12 protein-coding genes are annotated in these 17623 nt (G+C 35.8%); 4 read left to right on the top strand and 8 right to left on the bottom strand.

The window, feature by feature from the left end:
* Window positions 1–840: 840 nt before the first annotated feature.
* Complete coding sequence (locus H5182_RS21295; RefSeq protein ID WP_182760589.1) at window positions 841–1962, top strand: cysteine desulfurase family protein; 1122 nt, start codon at window positions 841–843, stop codon at window positions 1960–1962.
* A gap of 10 nt (window positions 1963–1972) precedes the next feature.
* On the opposite strand, the gene H5182_RS21290 is transcribed toward H5182_RS21295, so the two are convergent.
* From H5182_RS21290 to H5182_RS21280, 3 genes are read right to left on the bottom strand one after another with little or no spacing between them, the layout of a single operon-like run.
* Window positions 1973–2869 carry a phosphoadenosine phosphosulfate reductase family protein gene (locus tag H5182_RS21290; RefSeq protein WP_182760588.1) on the bottom strand — a complete coding sequence of 299 codons (897 nt, stop codon included), beginning with the start codon at window positions 2867–2869 and terminating at the stop codon, window positions 1973–1975.
* Window positions 2862–6251, bottom strand: coding sequence for a hypothetical protein (locus H5182_RS21285; RefSeq protein ID WP_182760587.1), 3390 nt, complete (start codon window positions 6249–6251; stop codon window positions 2862–2864). Before H5182_RS21285 ends, H5182_RS21290 begins: the two co-directional genes overlap by 8 nt.
* Window positions 6244–7179 carry a DUF4007 family protein gene (locus H5182_RS21280; protein ID WP_182760586.1) on the bottom strand — a complete coding sequence of 312 codons (936 nt, stop codon included), beginning with the start codon at window positions 7177–7179 and terminating at the stop codon, window positions 6244–6246. The genes H5182_RS21285 and H5182_RS21280 overlap by 8 nt, the downstream gene beginning before the upstream one ends.
* Before the next feature lie 269 nt (window positions 7180–7448).
* On the opposite strand from H5182_RS21280, the gene H5182_RS21275 reads away from it, so the two are divergent.
* The 3 genes from H5182_RS21275 to H5182_RS21265 are packed head-to-tail and all read left to right on the top strand — an operon-like array spanning window position 7449 to window position 11804.
* Window positions 7449–9092, top strand: a complete 1644-nt coding sequence (locus H5182_RS21275; RefSeq protein WP_182760585.1) for a DEAD/DEAH box helicase — start codon at window positions 7449–7451, stop codon at window positions 9090–9092.
* A 1-nt stretch (window position 9093) separates the two neighbouring features.
* Window positions 9094–10887 (top strand): ATP-binding protein, encoded by a 1794-nt coding sequence (locus tag H5182_RS21270; protein WP_182760584.1) that lies wholly within the window; start codon window positions 9094–9096, stop codon window positions 10885–10887.
* Window positions 10887–11804 carry a phospholipase D-like domain-containing protein gene (locus H5182_RS21265; RefSeq protein WP_182760583.1) on the top strand — a complete coding sequence of 306 codons (918 nt, stop codon included), beginning with the start codon at window positions 10887–10889 and terminating at the stop codon, window positions 11802–11804. Before H5182_RS21270 ends, H5182_RS21265 begins: the two co-directional genes overlap by 1 nt.
* A 26-nt stretch (window positions 11805–11830) precedes the next feature.
* Here the strand turns inward: H5182_RS21265 and H5182_RS21260 are convergent, their stop codons facing one another.
* The 5 genes from H5182_RS21260 to H5182_RS21240 all read right to left on the bottom strand — a co-directional run bounded on the left by H5182_RS21260 (window position 11831) and on the right by H5182_RS21240 (window position 17406).
* Entirely contained in the window at window positions 11831–12709 is an 879-nt protein-coding gene (locus tag H5182_RS21260; protein WP_182760582.1) for a protein kinase domain-containing protein, read from the bottom strand.
* A gap of 6 nt (window positions 12710–12715) precedes the next feature.
* Complete coding sequence (locus tag H5182_RS21255) at window positions 12716–14014, bottom strand: DUF262 domain-containing protein (RefSeq protein ID WP_182760581.1); 1299 nt, start codon at window positions 14012–14014, stop codon at window positions 12716–12718.
* A 14-nt stretch (window positions 14015–14028) separates the two neighbouring features.
* The gene (locus H5182_RS21250) at window positions 14029–16071 is read right to left on the bottom strand and encodes a DNA phosphorothioation-associated putative methyltransferase (RefSeq protein WP_182760580.1); all 2043 of its coding nucleotides are present in this window, start codon (window positions 16069–16071) and stop codon (window positions 14029–14031) included.
* Between the two features lie 94 nt (window positions 16072–16165).
* The gene (locus tag H5182_RS21245) at window positions 16166–17239 is read right to left on the bottom strand and encodes an AAA family ATPase (RefSeq protein WP_182760579.1); all 1074 of its coding nucleotides are present in this window, start codon (window positions 17237–17239) and stop codon (window positions 16166–16168) included.
* 2 nt (window positions 17240–17241) lie between these two features.
* Window positions 17242–17406: a hypothetical protein gene (locus tag H5182_RS21240; protein WP_182760578.1), complete on the bottom strand. Its 165-nt coding sequence runs from the start codon at window positions 17404–17406 to the stop codon at window positions 17242–17244.
* Between the last annotated feature and the right edge of the window lie 217 nt (window positions 17407–17623).

Raw genomic sequence — 17623 nt, 5'->3', positions numbered from 1 at the left:
AACATCATCACATTGAGATAATGCTTTTTCAACAGCTTGAACTTTAAATTCTTGAGTAAATCGACGTCTCATTTTATCTGCCTCTATTAAAAGTTAGAGGCGACAACTATCCTGACACAGGGGGCGGGCTAATCCTAGCTAGCGCCTTTTACTACCGTAGGCGTTAAGCTTGCTGACGCGGTCTTTATATTCTTTCTCTAAAGCGTAGCGTCTCTTAACCTCTGTGGTGAATCAGTCAGTTAATAACTTTTTGCACAAGGAGCAGTGAGTGAGGGTAAATGAGGGGGCAAAAGTTGTTGGCTTCGAGTGACGGTCTGCGGGCTCATCCTAGCACCTAGTAACTTTCCTAGAACCTAGCGCCTGTTACTATCGTATGGAACTGACGTATGTTGGTAGCAGGGTATTTATTAATGTAGGCGTTGAGCTTGCTCGCGCGCGAATTTTTGAATATTTATACAATTTACAGTGCTTATAAATAGTGCTGTGGCTTGTGAGCTAGGTATTTAAGAACCTCATTCGAGGTATTTGCCAGATTGCTGGCGGCAACCAAGGGGCGAATACCGCCGTCCGCCCCTTGGAACCCCACGGCGCCCCGGGGGATCACACAGATTCCTCAAGTTAAAAATTGATGTGAACGTAAATGCCGTGTAAGGCACATCCATGTGCCAGTCACGGCTTCACTTGCATCCATGCAAGTGATTACTCATCAATTTATAACTTTCAGGTGTGATCATGGGGAAGTGGAGTGGGTCTTAGCATTATTTTAAAAGTATGCTGTTAAAGGGGTTAAGAGCTTATCCCTTTATGTTATTCTTAAACCTCAAATGAAGGATTAATTAAATGATATACCTCGATACAGCTGCCTCATATCCAATTTTACCAGAAGTAAAAAAATCACTGATGAATGCATTTGAAAACTGCTATGCCAATTCTGCTTCTAGTCACCTTTTAGGAGAATCTGCATTAATTAAGGTTAATGAAGTAAGAGAGCATCTAGCTGATCAAATAGGAGCCTTTGCAAGTGAGATCGTATTTACTAGTGGTGCAACTGAATCCAATAATGTAGCTTTTAAAAGTTTGTTATTAGGTGATGAAAGCCTTAGGAATAAAAAGCATATAGTGATCTCTTCAATTGAGCACAAATGTATTTTTGCAATATGCGACTACTTTCAAAATTTAGGATATGAGATTTCGCTTGTTGAGCCTGATAAGTATGGCGTTATTACAGCTGCGAATGTCAAAGCTGCTATAAGAGAGGATACTGTTCTTGTATCCATAATGCATGTTAATAATGAACTAGGTACAATTAACCCGATCAGCGAAATTGGTGAGCTTTGCTTCTCAAAAGGTATTTTATTTCACTCAGATGCGGCTCAAAGTTTTTGCAAAACTGAAATAGATGTAGATGATATGAATGTTGATGTAATGTCATTCTCTGCGCATAAAGTTGGTGGACCTAAAGGAATTGGTGCTGTTTACATTCGCGACCTTAGGAAGCGAAACCTATTACCTGTTATACATGGTGCAGGGCAAGAAGAGGGTTTGCGAGGGGGAACCGTTGCAGCACCATTAATTATTGGTTTTGGCAAAGCTATTGAAGTGTTTCAACAAGTGTATAGTTATTTTGAGAATGAAGATCCTAAATCTTATTTTCTGAAAAAGTTAAATGAAAATGAAATTGAATACGCTATAAATGGTAAAGGCAGTATATTACCTCATATTCTTTCATTATCTTTGCCAAAAACCAATGTAGGTGTTTTAGTACGTGAGAATGAGAGTACCTTATGTCTTGCTCAGGGCTCTGCTTGTTCATCTAAAGAAATAGAGGCTTCACACGTTTTAACTGCTTTAGGCTTATCTAGGGAACAGGCAGAACATACGTTTAGAATTAGTTTTACTCATGAAATCACTTGTAAAGACATTGATTTTTTAGTTCAAGCTATAAAAAAAGCGGCTATTTAGCCGCTTACTATTATTTATAACATGTCACACAGGCTCCACCGCCTTCTGCTTCGTCATAAATATCATCTAGCTCGTTAAACTCACAATAACCTTCAAAGTCACCTAACAGTGCATTACGGCGTTTTTTCTTGTTAAAGCGAGCAACCTTTTTCTCGTGATTTTCAATAATTCGTTTTTGTACTGCAGGGTCTTCTAATGTTTCTAATGGCTGACCTTGTCCCATCCAGTAAAAACGCTCACCGACAGTGGTATTGTTGTCATCGCCTTTTTCAAACGCTTTTGCTTCTTCAAATAAATCAGGGTGCTTTTCCATAAGCTTAACCCATTCAATCTTTCTCTGATAAAAGCAAAATGTACATCCAGAGCGAGAGCGCCATTTGTAATATTCCGGCAGTTCTAAACCGTTTCGCTGTAATATATTCTCTATATCACTTCTTACTATGCCATGCTCTCTAAACGGAAAAACTGATTCGATTGGTTTTTCAATTGTCATGTAGCCAACACGTTCTGGTTCATCAGCTCTAATACCAACATAGTTTTTTATTTTATAACCATCTTTAATAAAGCTATCTAACCACTGTTCAAATGGTTTTAACTTCATCTGAACAGTGCACCAACGATCTCGTTGTGAAGGTAAGTAGTTACCATGCTCTTTTAGAAGGTGTGCAAAATCTTTTTCGCCACGACCCTCTATGTTATTTAAAGAGCGTGCATTTAAACGATGAATATACCCCAACTTTTCTTCAAGTTTATCAATAAACTCATTGGTTTCTGGTAGCTCATAACCTGTATCCGTAAAGAAATACTCTACATCTAAATCCGGGTAGGTTTCTTTAACAAATAACGCTAAAGCGCTACTGTCTTTACCACCAGAAAGTCCTAGTACGTGTTTAACTTTTTCAGTCATCAGTTACCTCTGATCCACTTTGATCCATCAATTTAGTTAATAAACTGGTTAGTGTAGCAAGTTGTTTCTCTTTAGGCATATCAGCGATAGATGTTTGAATATTATCAACAGCAGTTTTTACATCGTTATCTCGTTCTAAATCGTGCCTAATAAATCCACCAAACTCTTGATGATTACCGTCATTATCAGTAGTAATAAATGCTAGCGGCTTAGAATTACCTTGAGTTTGAATATTACCAAACGATTCAATGCGTCTAAACTGTACACATAAGTTTTGTAGTTCATCTAAACCGTTACGAAGGTGTTTATCAGTCCAATTACGTTCTGGTGTTCCTGCAGCTAAATTAATAATAAACTCAAATTTAGTTTTACCATCTATGTGCTGTGAAATACGCTTAGCAAGTTCTTTAACATTAGGGCGCTTTGCAACTTTCTCAACAAAGTCACATCGCTCTTTTAAGGCCTGATTAAAATCTTCACCTAACATTTGAATAATAATCTGCTTAAAACCAGTTAGTAAAATATCGTGCTGCGCACTTAAATCTTCTATAGCAGTTTTAAGGTATAGAGCCAGCTTTTCTTCGACTTCAGCATCATCTTTTTTAAAGCCAAATACTGCAGGTAGATCATCTAAAATTAGTTTGTAAGGGTCATTTGCCGCAATAACTTTATTTCTGAAATCACGGGCTTGCTTTGTTAAGCCATTACCTTCATCACCTGTAAAGCTTTCACCACTAGTTTTTTTAACCCATGTTGGTAACTTATGAACAATCCCCACTATATGTTTAGCTATATTTAATATTGCAGCGTCATTCTTAACTTCGCCAAGTGTTGCCTGTGCTAAGTTTTCCAGTAAGTGACTTTGTATTTCAGATATTTCAAAATATCGAACACCAGCTTCATTTGGATGTTTATAAATTTTATTAACTAACTCTTCATCTAGCTCTGGTATAAAAATAAACTGATTGGTTGAATCCCAATCGTAAAAAGCAACCTGTCCTTCAAGTGATTTTAATAAAGCTAAGCCATAAATACGACATAAACCGGCCGTTAAACCAAATGGTGGAAGCATCCAAAAATCATAAAGTTCAGCTAAAGTGACTTGTTTGTTTTTGGAGTTATTTTTTATATAATCAAAGCCGCTTTTAAATAACTCATGCATTTCAGGGTTAGCTTCTTGCGATTCCTTACTCCACTCACTTGGGAATAAAAATCCCTCTGAAGTTTCACAGTGCCAACCTTTGCTTTTTAAGCAAGAAAGATATAGGCCTTTTTCAGGTGGAAAAGCCTTTTCGTCAAAACCGAGATCTTTCTTATCACCTTGTTCAAACATGGCATTCATTAACTTACGGATAGCACTGTTTGCACTACCAGAAGGCTTTGAACGGTTAACTAGCTCGTTTATTACTACTGGTGACTTGCTAAATAGCTCATTTGCAATTTTTGAGGCGACAGATGTTAAAGGTGCCGTTTCTAACTTTTTACCGCAATGAAACCAATCAGCGCTTTTGTAAACATATTGCAATTCATGATCAACATTAGACTGCGCAAATTTAATCCGATTCTCCAGCTCATTTTTTGCAATCAGGTCATGCGCTATTTTTTTCTCGTCTTTGAGTATTTGCTTTAAAGCAATTAACTCAATAGCAGCATTTTTAAGGTTTGAAAAGTCTTCAAACTTCCCAACAATACTAAAAGGCATTGCTTCTTCATGAGGTTTAAGTGCTTTAGCAATATCTTCATTCACACATAAAATAAACGTAGCAAATGCTTCTCCCGTTTTAGGTGGGGTAACAAATGGCTTGATAAGAGCAACATCGTATTTGTTTATCAGCTTTGTTGTTGCCCAGCGCATAGTACCGGTTTTATGGTAATGTGCAGTTGCTAATATATTTTGCGGAATATCACATATTTCAGTCCAATCCACACCATAACTTATAGCTTCGATACGTTCATTGATTAAGCTATTTATATCAATATCACTACCTTGAAACACAAATAAAGCATCGTGTTTTTGGCGATAAATAACAACTGTCCAAGTTTCTAAGTCAATCAAAGATTGCATTATTTCAGCAGCTTCGTATCCGCGACTAGTAAAATATTTTTTTATAAAATCACGTTTAGCATGTAACTGGTGATGAAAACCAAAAATAGTTAATAGAGCAATTAGCTTCGTAATGGCTGTATGTAGTTCGCCACCTTTTTGTTCAGCTCTATAAATTGCATCACAACCCTCTAGCCATGCTTTGCTATCTTGTGAAGTAACAATTAAATGGTGTAAATTATGGTGTAAATAGTCCCAATACATTTCAGGGCGATACAAACTTAGTGCTTCATTAAGTTCGCTATACTCTGTTTCTAAAAACTCTCTAAATCCATATTTCTCATGTGACGCTAAAAAGCCGAACAAACTACGCTCATTTTGAGAAAAGCGGCGTCGAGAAACAGGGCCAAGCAACAAACTAACTATAGGATCTAGCGGTAACGTATTACTTAACGCATCAATATTTTTGTTTTGATTTGCAAACGCCGAACTTACAACCTCGACCAGCTTTTCATATTTTGATTCAATAGCTTTTACTACTTTTGGGGCTCTAAATATTGAGTCACCTACAAGTACTAAAGATTCATCAATCGAAGGGTTAAAGCTTAAGTCTCTATAGCGGCCTTGAACTTTACTCCATTCTTGCTGTGTTTTTACGTCTTTATTTTTAGCGTAATCAGAGAATGCTTGATGTAAAAAACCAACCAGTAATACAGGCCGTTTTACTTGTTGAACAATATCAGCGAGAGACTGAAATAAATGTAAGTCTTTATTTGCACGCGACTGATAATCTAAAGCTTTACCCATTTCATCTAGTAAAATTAAAACACCGTCTTCGCCATCATTTTGTTTTTGTAAAACAGATTTAATTTTTGCTAAGCACTTATCATCATCAAGAGCGAGTATATCTTCTGCATTAAACTTGATATTAAACGCTTTCAATAAGCTTATTAGAATACTATTTGCGGGTGCTTCCAGGCCACAGACATGCTTAATAGTTTTCCAACCATTAGTAATTTTAAACCTATCATCAAACCCATTTATTACTTTTTGAGAATTATTAAGCTTGTTTAAAGCGTAACTACGTTGTTCTGAATCCGTAGAAAGTAAGCAAGATAAAAATAAGGCTATAGTCGATTTACCAGAGCCATAAGGGCCTGTGATTGTATAGGCTCTTTGTGTACTGCCCTCAAACTCACGGCTTACAGTATCAAGTACATTAATAGCCGTTCCATGTACGATAAAGTCATCTATAAAGGGATTTAGGTTAGCACTATCAACATCAATGCGAGTGGAGCTTTTATATCGTTGATTTATTTCAATAATAGATTCAGACATTGTATTTGCCGTAATAGTCATTTAAGTAATTGATAGTATTGTTTTTTACTGAGTCAGATATATTTACTTGTCTTAGCCCTAATGAATCGACCCATGATATTTCTTTTTTAGTATGTTGCTGAGCTTCATCGAGTTTTTGCCCTAGGCCAGCTTCAGATAACCTAAATATACGGCCAGGCGAACACGGTTTAGTAAGTAACGAATCAAAATCAACAGTGCTCACTTTTGATTCAGTTGTTTCTACTTTAAAGAATTCAAGTAACGCATAAATAAATACTTCAATGGGTAATTCAGGCCTTTCAGTTAAATTACTGACATAAAAAGAGCGGCTGTTATCTTGTACTAAATTAAGCTCAGCAAGGGGGGAAGTGAAGTGATCTTCATCTACTTTTTTAGTGGTAACTTTAATTTTTTTACTATACATATTTAAAAAACAATCCATGTCTTTTTTTATAGTCGTAACATTACCAACTTCGCTTTTAACTAGGCGCTTTGCATCTTCATAGCAATCATCAATCAATTTTGATTTTTCAAAATGCTGAACATTAGAGTAATTAAAAAAGTAGCGATAGGCGGTTAGGTGTTCATCATTAAAGTTTAGCCAAAAGTGCAATAACCAAATAGAGCCAGGCAATTCAAGGTAAGGGTCCTTACCGTCGTCACCAAACAAGTACTGTCCTTTGTTTTCCGTCACATTATGAAGGGTTTTATTATTTTTTCTGTCGCTTTCGATAATGCCGCTAGACTCAGCCCAATACTGAATTGCTTTAACCATATTTTTACCAACGCCAAGCTCTACAATAGAATGACGTATACTTTCTTCGTCAGAACTTGAGAAATTACCATTTGAATTCAAATGATTAACTGCTTTGAATAGCCATCCATAGCGCAGAGGGAATGTGTCGTGACCTGTAAACTTAGCTTTCATTGCTTTTTGAGTTCCTCTGGAGAAATTGTCCAAGCCGCGATATTAACGTGAATTAAGATTTAGAGGAAGGCTTCTAGGTAATTAAACAACAAAAAACTGTACCTTTATACAGTTTTATTGAATTTATCTCAATTCCCTTGTAGATATAAGGGGTTTATTGTAAAGTTTTGAATATAAAGATAAATAATCAAGTGGTTTAGCCTAGCTTCGTACCTAGGGTCCATAGATAATGGAAGCTATCGCATTGATTTATATTAAAGGACTAAAATATGCTTACTAAAATTTTATTAAATTTCTCTGAAGATGAATTGTTAAGCTTTCTTCCTAAAAATTCAATAAATTTCGCACTTCAACTTGATGCGCAAGACAATCAGGTCTCAGAGGCCAATTCATATAATAAAAATAAACTTGCCGGAATAGTTGCAAGTGTTAAACAAGTCGACTTTATTTTTGACTCACGACTTCGAAATAAGTTAATTGAGCGCCTATCAGCAAAGCAGCTAGCCGAGTTGTTTCCTAGTTTTGAACTTCAAGCAAAGCATGTAACTCCCGATCATTACGATGCAATAATAAGTTGGGCGGATGAAAACCCTGACAAATTTGCTGCTTTAATGGGCCTATCTGCATTATACGAAAGTCAATTAGAGCAAGATAACGCGCTAGAGAGTATTACTCATATAGATCCTAATTATGGTTTATACCCTTATCAGCAAAATATTAGTAAACAAGTATTTACTGAACTTGAACAGCACAAAAAACGAGTTTTAATCCACCTACCAACAGGTGCAGGTAAAACACGCACAGCAATGAACATAGCTGCAGAGCACTTAAGGCAATCTGAAAATAACTTGGTTCTTTGGCTTGCAGATAGAGAGGAACTTTGTTCGCAAGCTTATGTTGAATTTTCTAAAGCATGGCAGTCACTAGGTAATCGCTCAACCTCACTTTACGGCTTTTATTCAAGTTCTACAGAAAGCCTAAGCGGTATTGATTCTGGATTTGTAGTCGCAGGCTTGCATAAATTTTTAAGTTTAAGAAAAAGTAACTCAAGACAATTACAACTTCTTTACAGCAAGCTTGCTGAAAAAGTGACATTAGTAATTTTTGATGAAGCCCACAAAGCCGTAGCTCCTAAGTTTCAAGAAGTAGTTCAAGACTTTATTGATGACAAAGCATTTCACGCTGATTTAATTGGTTTAACTGCCACTCCAGGCAGAAGCTATTCTGAAGATGGTTTATCTGAAGAAGATGCTCGTTTAGCTAGTTTTTTCTACAACAATAAAGTATCAATGCAAATTTCAGGCTATCTATCACCTATAGATTACTTGGTCGAGAAGGGGTACTTAGCTAAAGCCAATTTTAAATCATTAAATTATGATCATTCCGGTATTGCTGCATACGAATTAAGGGATGCAGGCGGCGTTGAAACAATGACTACTTTGGCAAATAACATAGAACGAAACCGACAGATATTAAAAACTATAACCGATGAATGTAAACTTGGATCTCAAATCATTGTTTTCGCTTGTACAGTTGAACACGGAATAAACTTAGCAACAGCACTTGCATATCAAGGTATCAAAGCAGCTTCTATCGATAGCAAAAACGACACTTCTGAAAGTCGCAGAGCAAAAATAGCGCAATATAAAAAAGGTGTTCTACAAGTTCTTGTTAATTTCAATGTATTAACGGCTGGTTTTGATGCACCTAAAACTAACGTTACCGTAATAGCTAAACCAATGAACTCCCTAGTACAGTATTTACAAATGGCGGGCCGTGCCATGAGGGGATATAAAAGCGGCGGTAACAAAGAATGTAATATTTATACAGTGATGGATAACATACCTGAGTTTCAAAGTATTAGTCTTGCGTTTGGTTATTGGAATGATATGTGGAAGATAAGAGGGGAATAATATGGAAAATAGATTTTTAAGCGGTAGTACAGTTATAGATTCGCTACGTGATAATGGATATAAAAACTCTGCATATGCGTTAGCAGAATTAATTGATAATAGTTTACAGGCAGAAGCAACGAGAGTTGAACTAGGTTTTATTGAATCTAAGAAAGACACTGGAGCTAAACGAGCTACATATACTGTTGATGAAATTACTCTTTGGGACAACGGTTTGGGTATGCTGCCGGAAGTACTTCGTACAGCTATGCAATTTGGTGGTGGACATCACCGGAATGAAGCTGAAGGCATGGGTAAGTTTGGGATGGGACTACCAAACTCTTCTATTTCGCAGTGTAAGCGCGTTGATGTTTGGAGTTGGCGAGAAGGTGAATTGCCACACCATACATACTTAGATATTGATGAAATGAAAGAAGGTATTCTAGAATTAGTGCCTGAGCCGAAAATGGAAGCTATCCCAAGCAAATACAAGGATGCATTTTTCTCCACCGAGCCCACTTCTGGTACTTTAGTTGTCTGGTCTAAATTAGATCGTTTGAGTTGGAAAACAGGGAAATCAATCTATAAACACTGTGAATATCTTGTCGGTAGAATGTATAGGAATTTCATTTATGACGAAAAAATAAAAATAGAGAGTAAAATTTATAGAGCTGATAGTGACAATACAATTTCACAATTCGAATCTAGCATGATTTTTAAAGCTAATGATCCAATGTACTTATTGAAAAACACCTCTTTACCTGAACTGCCTGAACCATATAAGTCTGAAGCATTTTTCGAATTACATGATGAAAAAGTAATTGAAATTGATGTAGGAAGAAGTAGCCCTGCTTGCGTGAATATACGCACATCAGTCGTTAAGGCTAGTATCGCTAAACAAATTCTAACTGAAAGTAAAAAAAGTGAGTTAGGGTCTACACCTTTCGGCCAGCATTGTAAGCGAAATATAGGTGTTTCAATAGTTCGAGCAGGTCGAGAGCTTGTTATTAGAGATTCTTTTTTTACATCAGGTTTAAGAGAGTCTAAGGGGCGGTTCATTGGGGTTGAAGTTTCTTTTTCTCCATTATTAGATGAATTTTTTGGTGTTACTAATAATAAACAAGATGCAGTTAAATTAATCCCTTATGATTTAGAGGACTTAATTTCTCAAGTTGGATTTGTATCTGAGCAAGAGTTTGAAGAGGATTTAATTGAGAATAATGATCCACTTATACATGCATTAAAGGTAGCTAAAACTGTTAAGAAGATGATTTCAGAAGCTTCGGATAAACTGAAAACTGTTACTTTAGAATATAACTCCCCATCACAAAAAAGTAGAGTATCGCCTTCAGAGATCGCTGCGACAAACGGCTCAAAGCATAGAGAAGAGAATGGTCATAATACAGAGGAGTATGATGAACCGTTTAGTGGAGGAGAACTAGATGACTTTTTGAGAGGGGCTGGGGTTGATAATGATGAAACTAAAGCTCGTGCTTCAGATGCAATTATTAATGGTACTAAATTTTTAATAGAATGCGCGCCAAGAGATTCGGATGCATTTTTTGATGTTGCTACCCGTAAAAGTCTAACTTTAGTTATTTTTAATACAAACCATATATTCTTTAAAAAATTAGTGAATAAGCTTAACGAAGAAGAAAAAATCGTGATGGAAACCGCAATTGCAGGTTTTGCTCGAGTTATGAATGAGACATCTATAGAGAATAGAGTTGAGTATTTAAATCAAGTAAGAAGGGAGTGGGGGAAAATGATTACTGAATTTTTAGAAGAACCTCATGACGACTGTGGAACTTTTTAATGTCGAGTCTGATCTCTAATACTGATCTTACTTTGCAGTTAGAGGCAATATTACCTGACTGTGAAAAAGTAACAATTATATCTGCTTTTATGACCCGATCAGCGACAAGCTGGTTGGGTCGATTAATTTCTAACAACAAACCTAAAGTGCAATTGATAGGCCGTTTTACACCAACTGATTTTGCAAAGGGTGCAAGTGACTTGAATGCACTTCGAGATTGCATTAACAGTGGCTACCAAGTTAAAGCACTAATAAACCTGCACGCAAAAATTTATCAAATTGATCACGACACTATCTTTAATGGCAGTGCTAATTTAACAGGGAAAGGGTTAGCTTTAGTAAATAACGGTAACTTAGAATCCTGTAGTAGAGTAAATGCGTGTGAACAATCTAAAGCATTCATTAATAAAATTGTTGAATCAGCAACTGAGTTAAGTATAAATACGCTTGATAAAATGCAGGCGTTTTTAGAACAATTTGATGATGCGGATGAAACAGAGTTACCTGCTGTATGGCCCGAAGAGATAATGCCTCAAACAACTGAGCTGTTTGTATCAGACTTCCCGCTAGGTAAACCAGGTGTTACTTTGAATGAATACCAACTCAACTCTTCGTTACCTTTTGCTCAAATTGAGAATGCTAAAGACGATTTTGCATTAGCGTCAACTTTATTTAAGCAAACAAAGGCATACCGTTGGTTAAAAAAACAAATTACTGAAAATCAGTCAGAACGAGACTTGGGTTTCGGGCAAATCTCAAGGTTGCTGCATGACGCATTAGCTGATGACCCAGCACCTTATCGGCAAAAAATAAAAGATCTCCAAGCAAATTTATATTCCTATTTAAAGCTCTATGCAAGTGATGAAATAGAGCTCTATATGCCAGGAAGAAGAAGTGAAGTTTTGAGAGTTGTTTAACAGTTTCGTAACTTAAAAACCGATAGTCATAAAGCTATCGGTTTCTCGATAGCTTCCACTATCTTTTCATAAAACAGAGCTCCATCCAATGGGCGCCTTGTTGGACAATGTTGTAGGGCATCAAATAATACTTGGTATAAGTTGTCAGGGCCACTCCAGTCATCTTTTGATAAAATGCCAGTGGGGTGTTTTTGATTTATTATCATCCAAAAAATTGAGGCTAGTTGGAACACATCCGAGTGGCTCGTGATGTCCGTATTATAGCCTGCAAACTTACTGTTGCTTTCTGGCGACATCCAATTCGCGGGGCCTATCTTCTCCTCGTCTGGTGTGAAGTCATTTCTTTCCTCTGGGTCACGATAGGCACATAAACCGAAATCACTTAATTTCCAAATACCATCCTTAATCAGAATATTGGTGGGTTTTATATCTCTGTGTATAGCTACTTTATGTAATTCAGCAAGCCCTGAAATTAAACCTCTGAACTGTCCTATATATTCTGAATAAGGAATGCTTAAATTCCCATCTTTTATATATTCTTGCAGGTTTTGATCGCACTTATCCATGATAACATATTGAATATCAGTAAATTGAGAACGCCCTGCTTTCTTATTCAATTTTGCACGTATACTACCAGAACCAACAAAACGAACTAAGTGTGTATGGTTTATACGCTTGTGTATATCCATCTCTTGCTTAAATCTTTCAGCTCGATTACCGTGAGTTTTTATTTGAAATTTGATTGCTAATTCATCTGATGAACGACTACTTGAACATTCATGAACAAGAGCGTTTCCACCGAAATTCAAAAAGTCACCTACTTCATAAGGAATACCGTCACATGAGAATTTACTGTCAATTATGTATTCCTTTCTATCAAACTTATGTTTAAGGGTAATGTCCATATTTTCCTACACCAATTTAGATAAATCTTTCAGGTTTTCAGGTATTTCATATAAATTTTCATCATTTATATAATTTATGTTATCTCCAAAGCACCCTTTATGTGACCAGTAGAAATTAGATAACCCGGGCTCTTTATCTTTTCCCCATGTAATATACAAGTTACCTTTTTCTTCAGAGTGTTCTTCACCACATTTATCACACTTTGCTTCAGAAAAGTTGTGATCTGCTTGCGGTAGTTCCGAAAAAATACTTACTAAAACTTTATTATGATTTTCGCTCAACTTTTCATCTTTAAATAAAGGTTTTAAAATTAATGAGATAAAGTCGATTCTCCAATTTCTACTTGCTAAAGTATTGGCAGATGCCAAACACTTTTCTGCATATAGATTAAAGAAATTAACATCGGAGCTTGGAGATACATTTCTATCAACTATTTTTAAATCACTTCTCACTGACTCTAATCGAGCAGGGTTTATTTCGTAACCTTGAGTCAAAAATTTATCGATAGCAATAATTAATGAATAAAAATCAGACTTTTGCTTAAATCGTGTTTTGGCTAAAGGAAATGTCTCGTCAAAAATATAATTAATTTGTCTAATTGAGTTTAATAGTCTACCTTCGAATAACTCTTTTTCAGGCCAGTTGGTGTATTCTAGGTAGAAATTATCCAAGTTGTTTTTCTTATCTTGCGGGCCTGCTATAAAGGCAGATAATATTTCTGATATATATTCAACATCATTGAGTCTTCTTTTGTTAGCTGCTGTGAATAATCTGAAATCTTCAAAATCCTCAATATTAGCTAAATCTTGAGATAAAGTTAAAAAATCACCTGGAAAGTCGGCTCTTCTAAGTTCTTGTTTATTTAGTGCAAAGGTGTATTTATTTAGGCGCGAATAAACATCTCGTAATTCTTGATCTGTTAAACCTTGTGATTCGTTAAAATCAATTTGATAAGAAAGAAATTGTTCTTGTTCTGGTTGTGAAAAGTCTTTGAAATATTTTCCAATTCTCTCTCCTTGATAAGGGGCTTTTAACTTAAACTCATTATTTATAAATGACAAAATAGTTTTTGTCCTTTGTTGCCCATCTATAATTATTCTATGAGTGCTCCCTAGAATGATTTTTTTTGATACCAATATTTTAGGCATAGGGATTTCATTTAAAATTGAGTCTATCAGCATGATTTTTGCTGCATCAGACCATACTGATCCTCTTTGGAATTCAGGATTTATTTCAAGGCGATGTAGCTCATTCCAGTCTTTTAAATCCGAAATGGGATGAGGACTTGAATTCCACTTTCTCATAGTATTATTCTCCTTTAATTTCTAACTTTTATGGGGGTAATATTGTAACTTTTAACTTGGAAGTCTATTTTTGCAAGTTGTGTATATACAGTGTTTTTATTGCTCGAATTAATAATTATTTGCTTATTTTCAACAATTTTTGATAACTTCTTGGTGAACTTTGACTGCTTTTTATAATCATCAAACGTATCGTCAATATAATCAATTTTATTAAGAAGTACTGGTCGTTTTTCTTCAACGACGTAATCAAAAAAATCAACATCTTGATCTGCCATTTTTATTTTCACACGCTCTTTAAGCTGTGGAAGAGGGGAGTCATAAAACCCTTCATAACCAAGCAGTGTTACCTTACCTGAATGTATGTGAATTTTAATAAGCTGAATATCATCAAGTTCACCATACATCTGCAGTGCTGCGCCTATATATACACGTAATACAAGAGGTAATAAGGTGATAAAGTCTTTATGAAGCGTTAATGCGTGGGGCTGGTCATTTTCAAAGTCGATTTTACCTGCAGGTAATAACTTTTCGGCTTCAATGCACAGTGACTCGATTAGTGCACTGTCTGCTATTTGAAAGAGCAACTCAGTAGCTTGGTGCTGTGCAATTTTGTACGTATCAAAAAAGGCTTTTATATCGCGCTTTAAGTCTTCTGGCTGTTGAGTGTATGGCTTTCGCTTTTCAAACATGGCAAGTGCAAAGTAAAGGAGTAAATCTTCTTTACGCATTGTTTCAGCGGTTTTTAGCTCATCTTGTTCAAACCACTTTAATACAAGTTGTAGCGCTTTTTTATTAGAGCCAATAACCTCTTTTATTTTTTCACTTTGCGTAAACTCATTATTCGCAGGGCAGCGGCCAAGTGTTAAACATGTAAGCCAAAACGATTCAAAAAGTTGCTGGTGCTGAGTAAATAAAATTCGTGCTTGTTCTTCATTAACAGGTTCTGGCGCTGTTAAATGCTGCCACTTATAAGTACGTTTATGGCGATTCTGTAAAAAGTGTTGTTCGAGCTGCTTATCTTTAAATATGTAATAAATACCGGGGGCTACAGCAATTGCGTTTTCATCAACGCTTATTTCAATAAACGCTTTTAGTTCTGCTTGCGTGTAGTATTTTTGAAAAGTATTCCGGCTTGTAACCACACCGTCTTTATAAGGTTGAAACTGACTTACAAGCGATTCGTTGCCTAGCATTGCAGATACAACCAATAACTTTTGCGAAAGCTCCCACGCACCTAGTAGCGCTTCTATCCGCTCGTCGCGGTCTTCTATTACATTTATTACAAATCCAATATTTACAATGTCAGAAATAACTTTATCTGCATCGGGGCGGTAATTTAGATCCCAACCTAAAGCATCAATACCATGGGCCTCAAGCTCTCTTAAATCATCACCTCGGCCACAACCGTAATCAAAAATTGAATAGTCGCCATTTAAAAAGCCATTTTTAGCTAATGTTTTTAGAGGTGCTGATAGTTCATGGCGAACAATTGCAGTTAAATGTCGATCAATTGTTTTGTCATCAGTAGGGCTTTGTACTGCAGAGCTGCGAAACAAACGCCCATCGGTGAGTTCATACCCTTTTTTAGCAATCAAACGCTCCCACGAGCCTTTAAAGCCGATCATACGTGTATTTTCGTATAACCCCGCTTGTTCCCCTTCAGCAGTTAAGTCACAAAATAATTGATAGTGTTTATTCGTAGGCGAAACCATGGTTTCTTTTCGGTGTAAAATAGGTGGGTTTTCACTGTTATCGTAATTAGTTATTTTATGACTAAGTTTAGCTAAATCTACTGTAACGCTTTGTTTAAGTGCAGGGTATGAATCTTCATAGAACGTGGGGTAACTTAAAAGCGAAAGTCTAAAGTCGTTTTTAAATAGCTTTATGAGATCGTAATCGGCTTTATCTACTTTGAGAGCTTGAGCAACAACTTTAATAAATTTGACTAATTCAGCAGGTGCATCAGCAAATGCATCTTTATGGAAATAGATTGCATCAGGTAGCTTTTTTGCTATTTTTACTTTTTTTACAAGTTGCTTAAATTGCTCTGCGTTCATAGTTTTTGCTTCTTATTGTTAAGAACTCCGCCTCCGATAGCCCAGATTAAGGTATTGATTAGATTAAAGGAAGCGGCTGTTTTAAAGTTTAAGTTTACAGCTCTAAGTCTTCAACGTTTAAAGTTTTTAAATCCAACTCAGAACAGTCATCTAGGTTTTGAGAGACTCTTAATGCATGGTTTTGAATTAATTTTTCAATAGTATTACGAATAAACCGAGCATTTGAAAAGTTTTGCTTTGTTTTTGCTTGTTTAATATATGTGTTTAGAGATGACTCAAGATTTTGTGATGGTTGATAATCTTTTTCTTCAGTTAATTTTTTAAAGACTTCAATTAATTCATCTGAGTTAAAATCATCAAAATGAATATATTCAGAAAATCGAGATCTTAGTCCTGGGTCACTATCTAAAAAATTATCCATTTCAGCTTTATAACCAGCTATTATAACAACCATATCATCTCGATGATTCTCTAAGTTAGTCAGAAAAGCGGGCAAAATCGCTTTCCCAAAATCATCGTTTTTACCCTGAAAAATAGAATATGCTTCATCAATAAATAGAATGGACCCAACAGCTTTTTTAAAAATTTCGGCTGTTTTTTTCTCAGATTCACCTAGGTATTGCCCTATAAAATCAGAGCGTGTTACTTCTATTATTTCACCTTTAGTTAAAAAGCCAAACTCTTTAAATATATCAGCAACAATTTTAGCAACTGTTGTTTTTCCTGTGCCGGGATTACCAGTGAAAACCATATGCTTACTAATCTTAACTTCCTGTAAGCCTTTCTTTTCTCGAGCTTTTTGTACCTTTAAAAACGCATCTATTTTATTTATATGTTTTTTTACAGTGTGAAGGCCAATCATTGAATTCAATTTATCGATAGGTGCGTTTTGTGTATAGCTATCTTCAATACCCATTTCATGTTTTGAATATTCTAATAGGTTTCGAATCAGAGCTGATTTATTCCTTGAAGTATCAATATCATACTTATCGCAAAGCCATTTTAAATCATTATGATGAAAAGCATTTAAAACATTCTCAGGGGTTGAGGAGTCTATAATCTGATTAACTAAATCTTCTTTTTTCCCTGTTTTTGTTTCTCCAAGTTTATCTAATGCGTATTGGATATCTGCTTTATAAAAAACGTTGATAAGTTCTTTAAATGTCATAGTTAATTCCTTGTTATTTCAAAAAAATAAAAATATGCCCGCCCGCGCTTTTCAAACTTAAGCTCGCCACGTTCGCGGCGGTGCATTAGCTCGCAGCCTGATATTTTCAGATACGCCATCGTCTCTTTACTCGAAAGCCATTTCCCTTTTTGATCTTGATTAGCCATTGGCGTTACTCAAACTAAGTTGAATTTAATATACATAACTCTCTGTCTATCGACAAATTTTGCTTAAAGGCTGCTGTTAATAATATCCCCCCGTGATCACACCCGAAATTAAATTAATGATGAGTAATAACAGCGCATGGATGCGCGTTAAGCTGTGACTTCGCCATGGACGGCGAATACACAGCATTTACGTTCATATCATTAATTTAAATTGAGG

Origin of the sequence: Pseudoalteromonas sp. SG44-17 (assembly GCF_014164235.1) — a bacterium.
Lineage (GTDB): Bacteria > Pseudomonadota > Gammaproteobacteria > Enterobacterales > Alteromonadaceae > Pseudoalteromonas > Pseudoalteromonas rhizosphaerae.
Note: the sequence above shows the minus strand (reverse complement) of the source record. Positions and strands in the feature narration are given on the sequence as shown.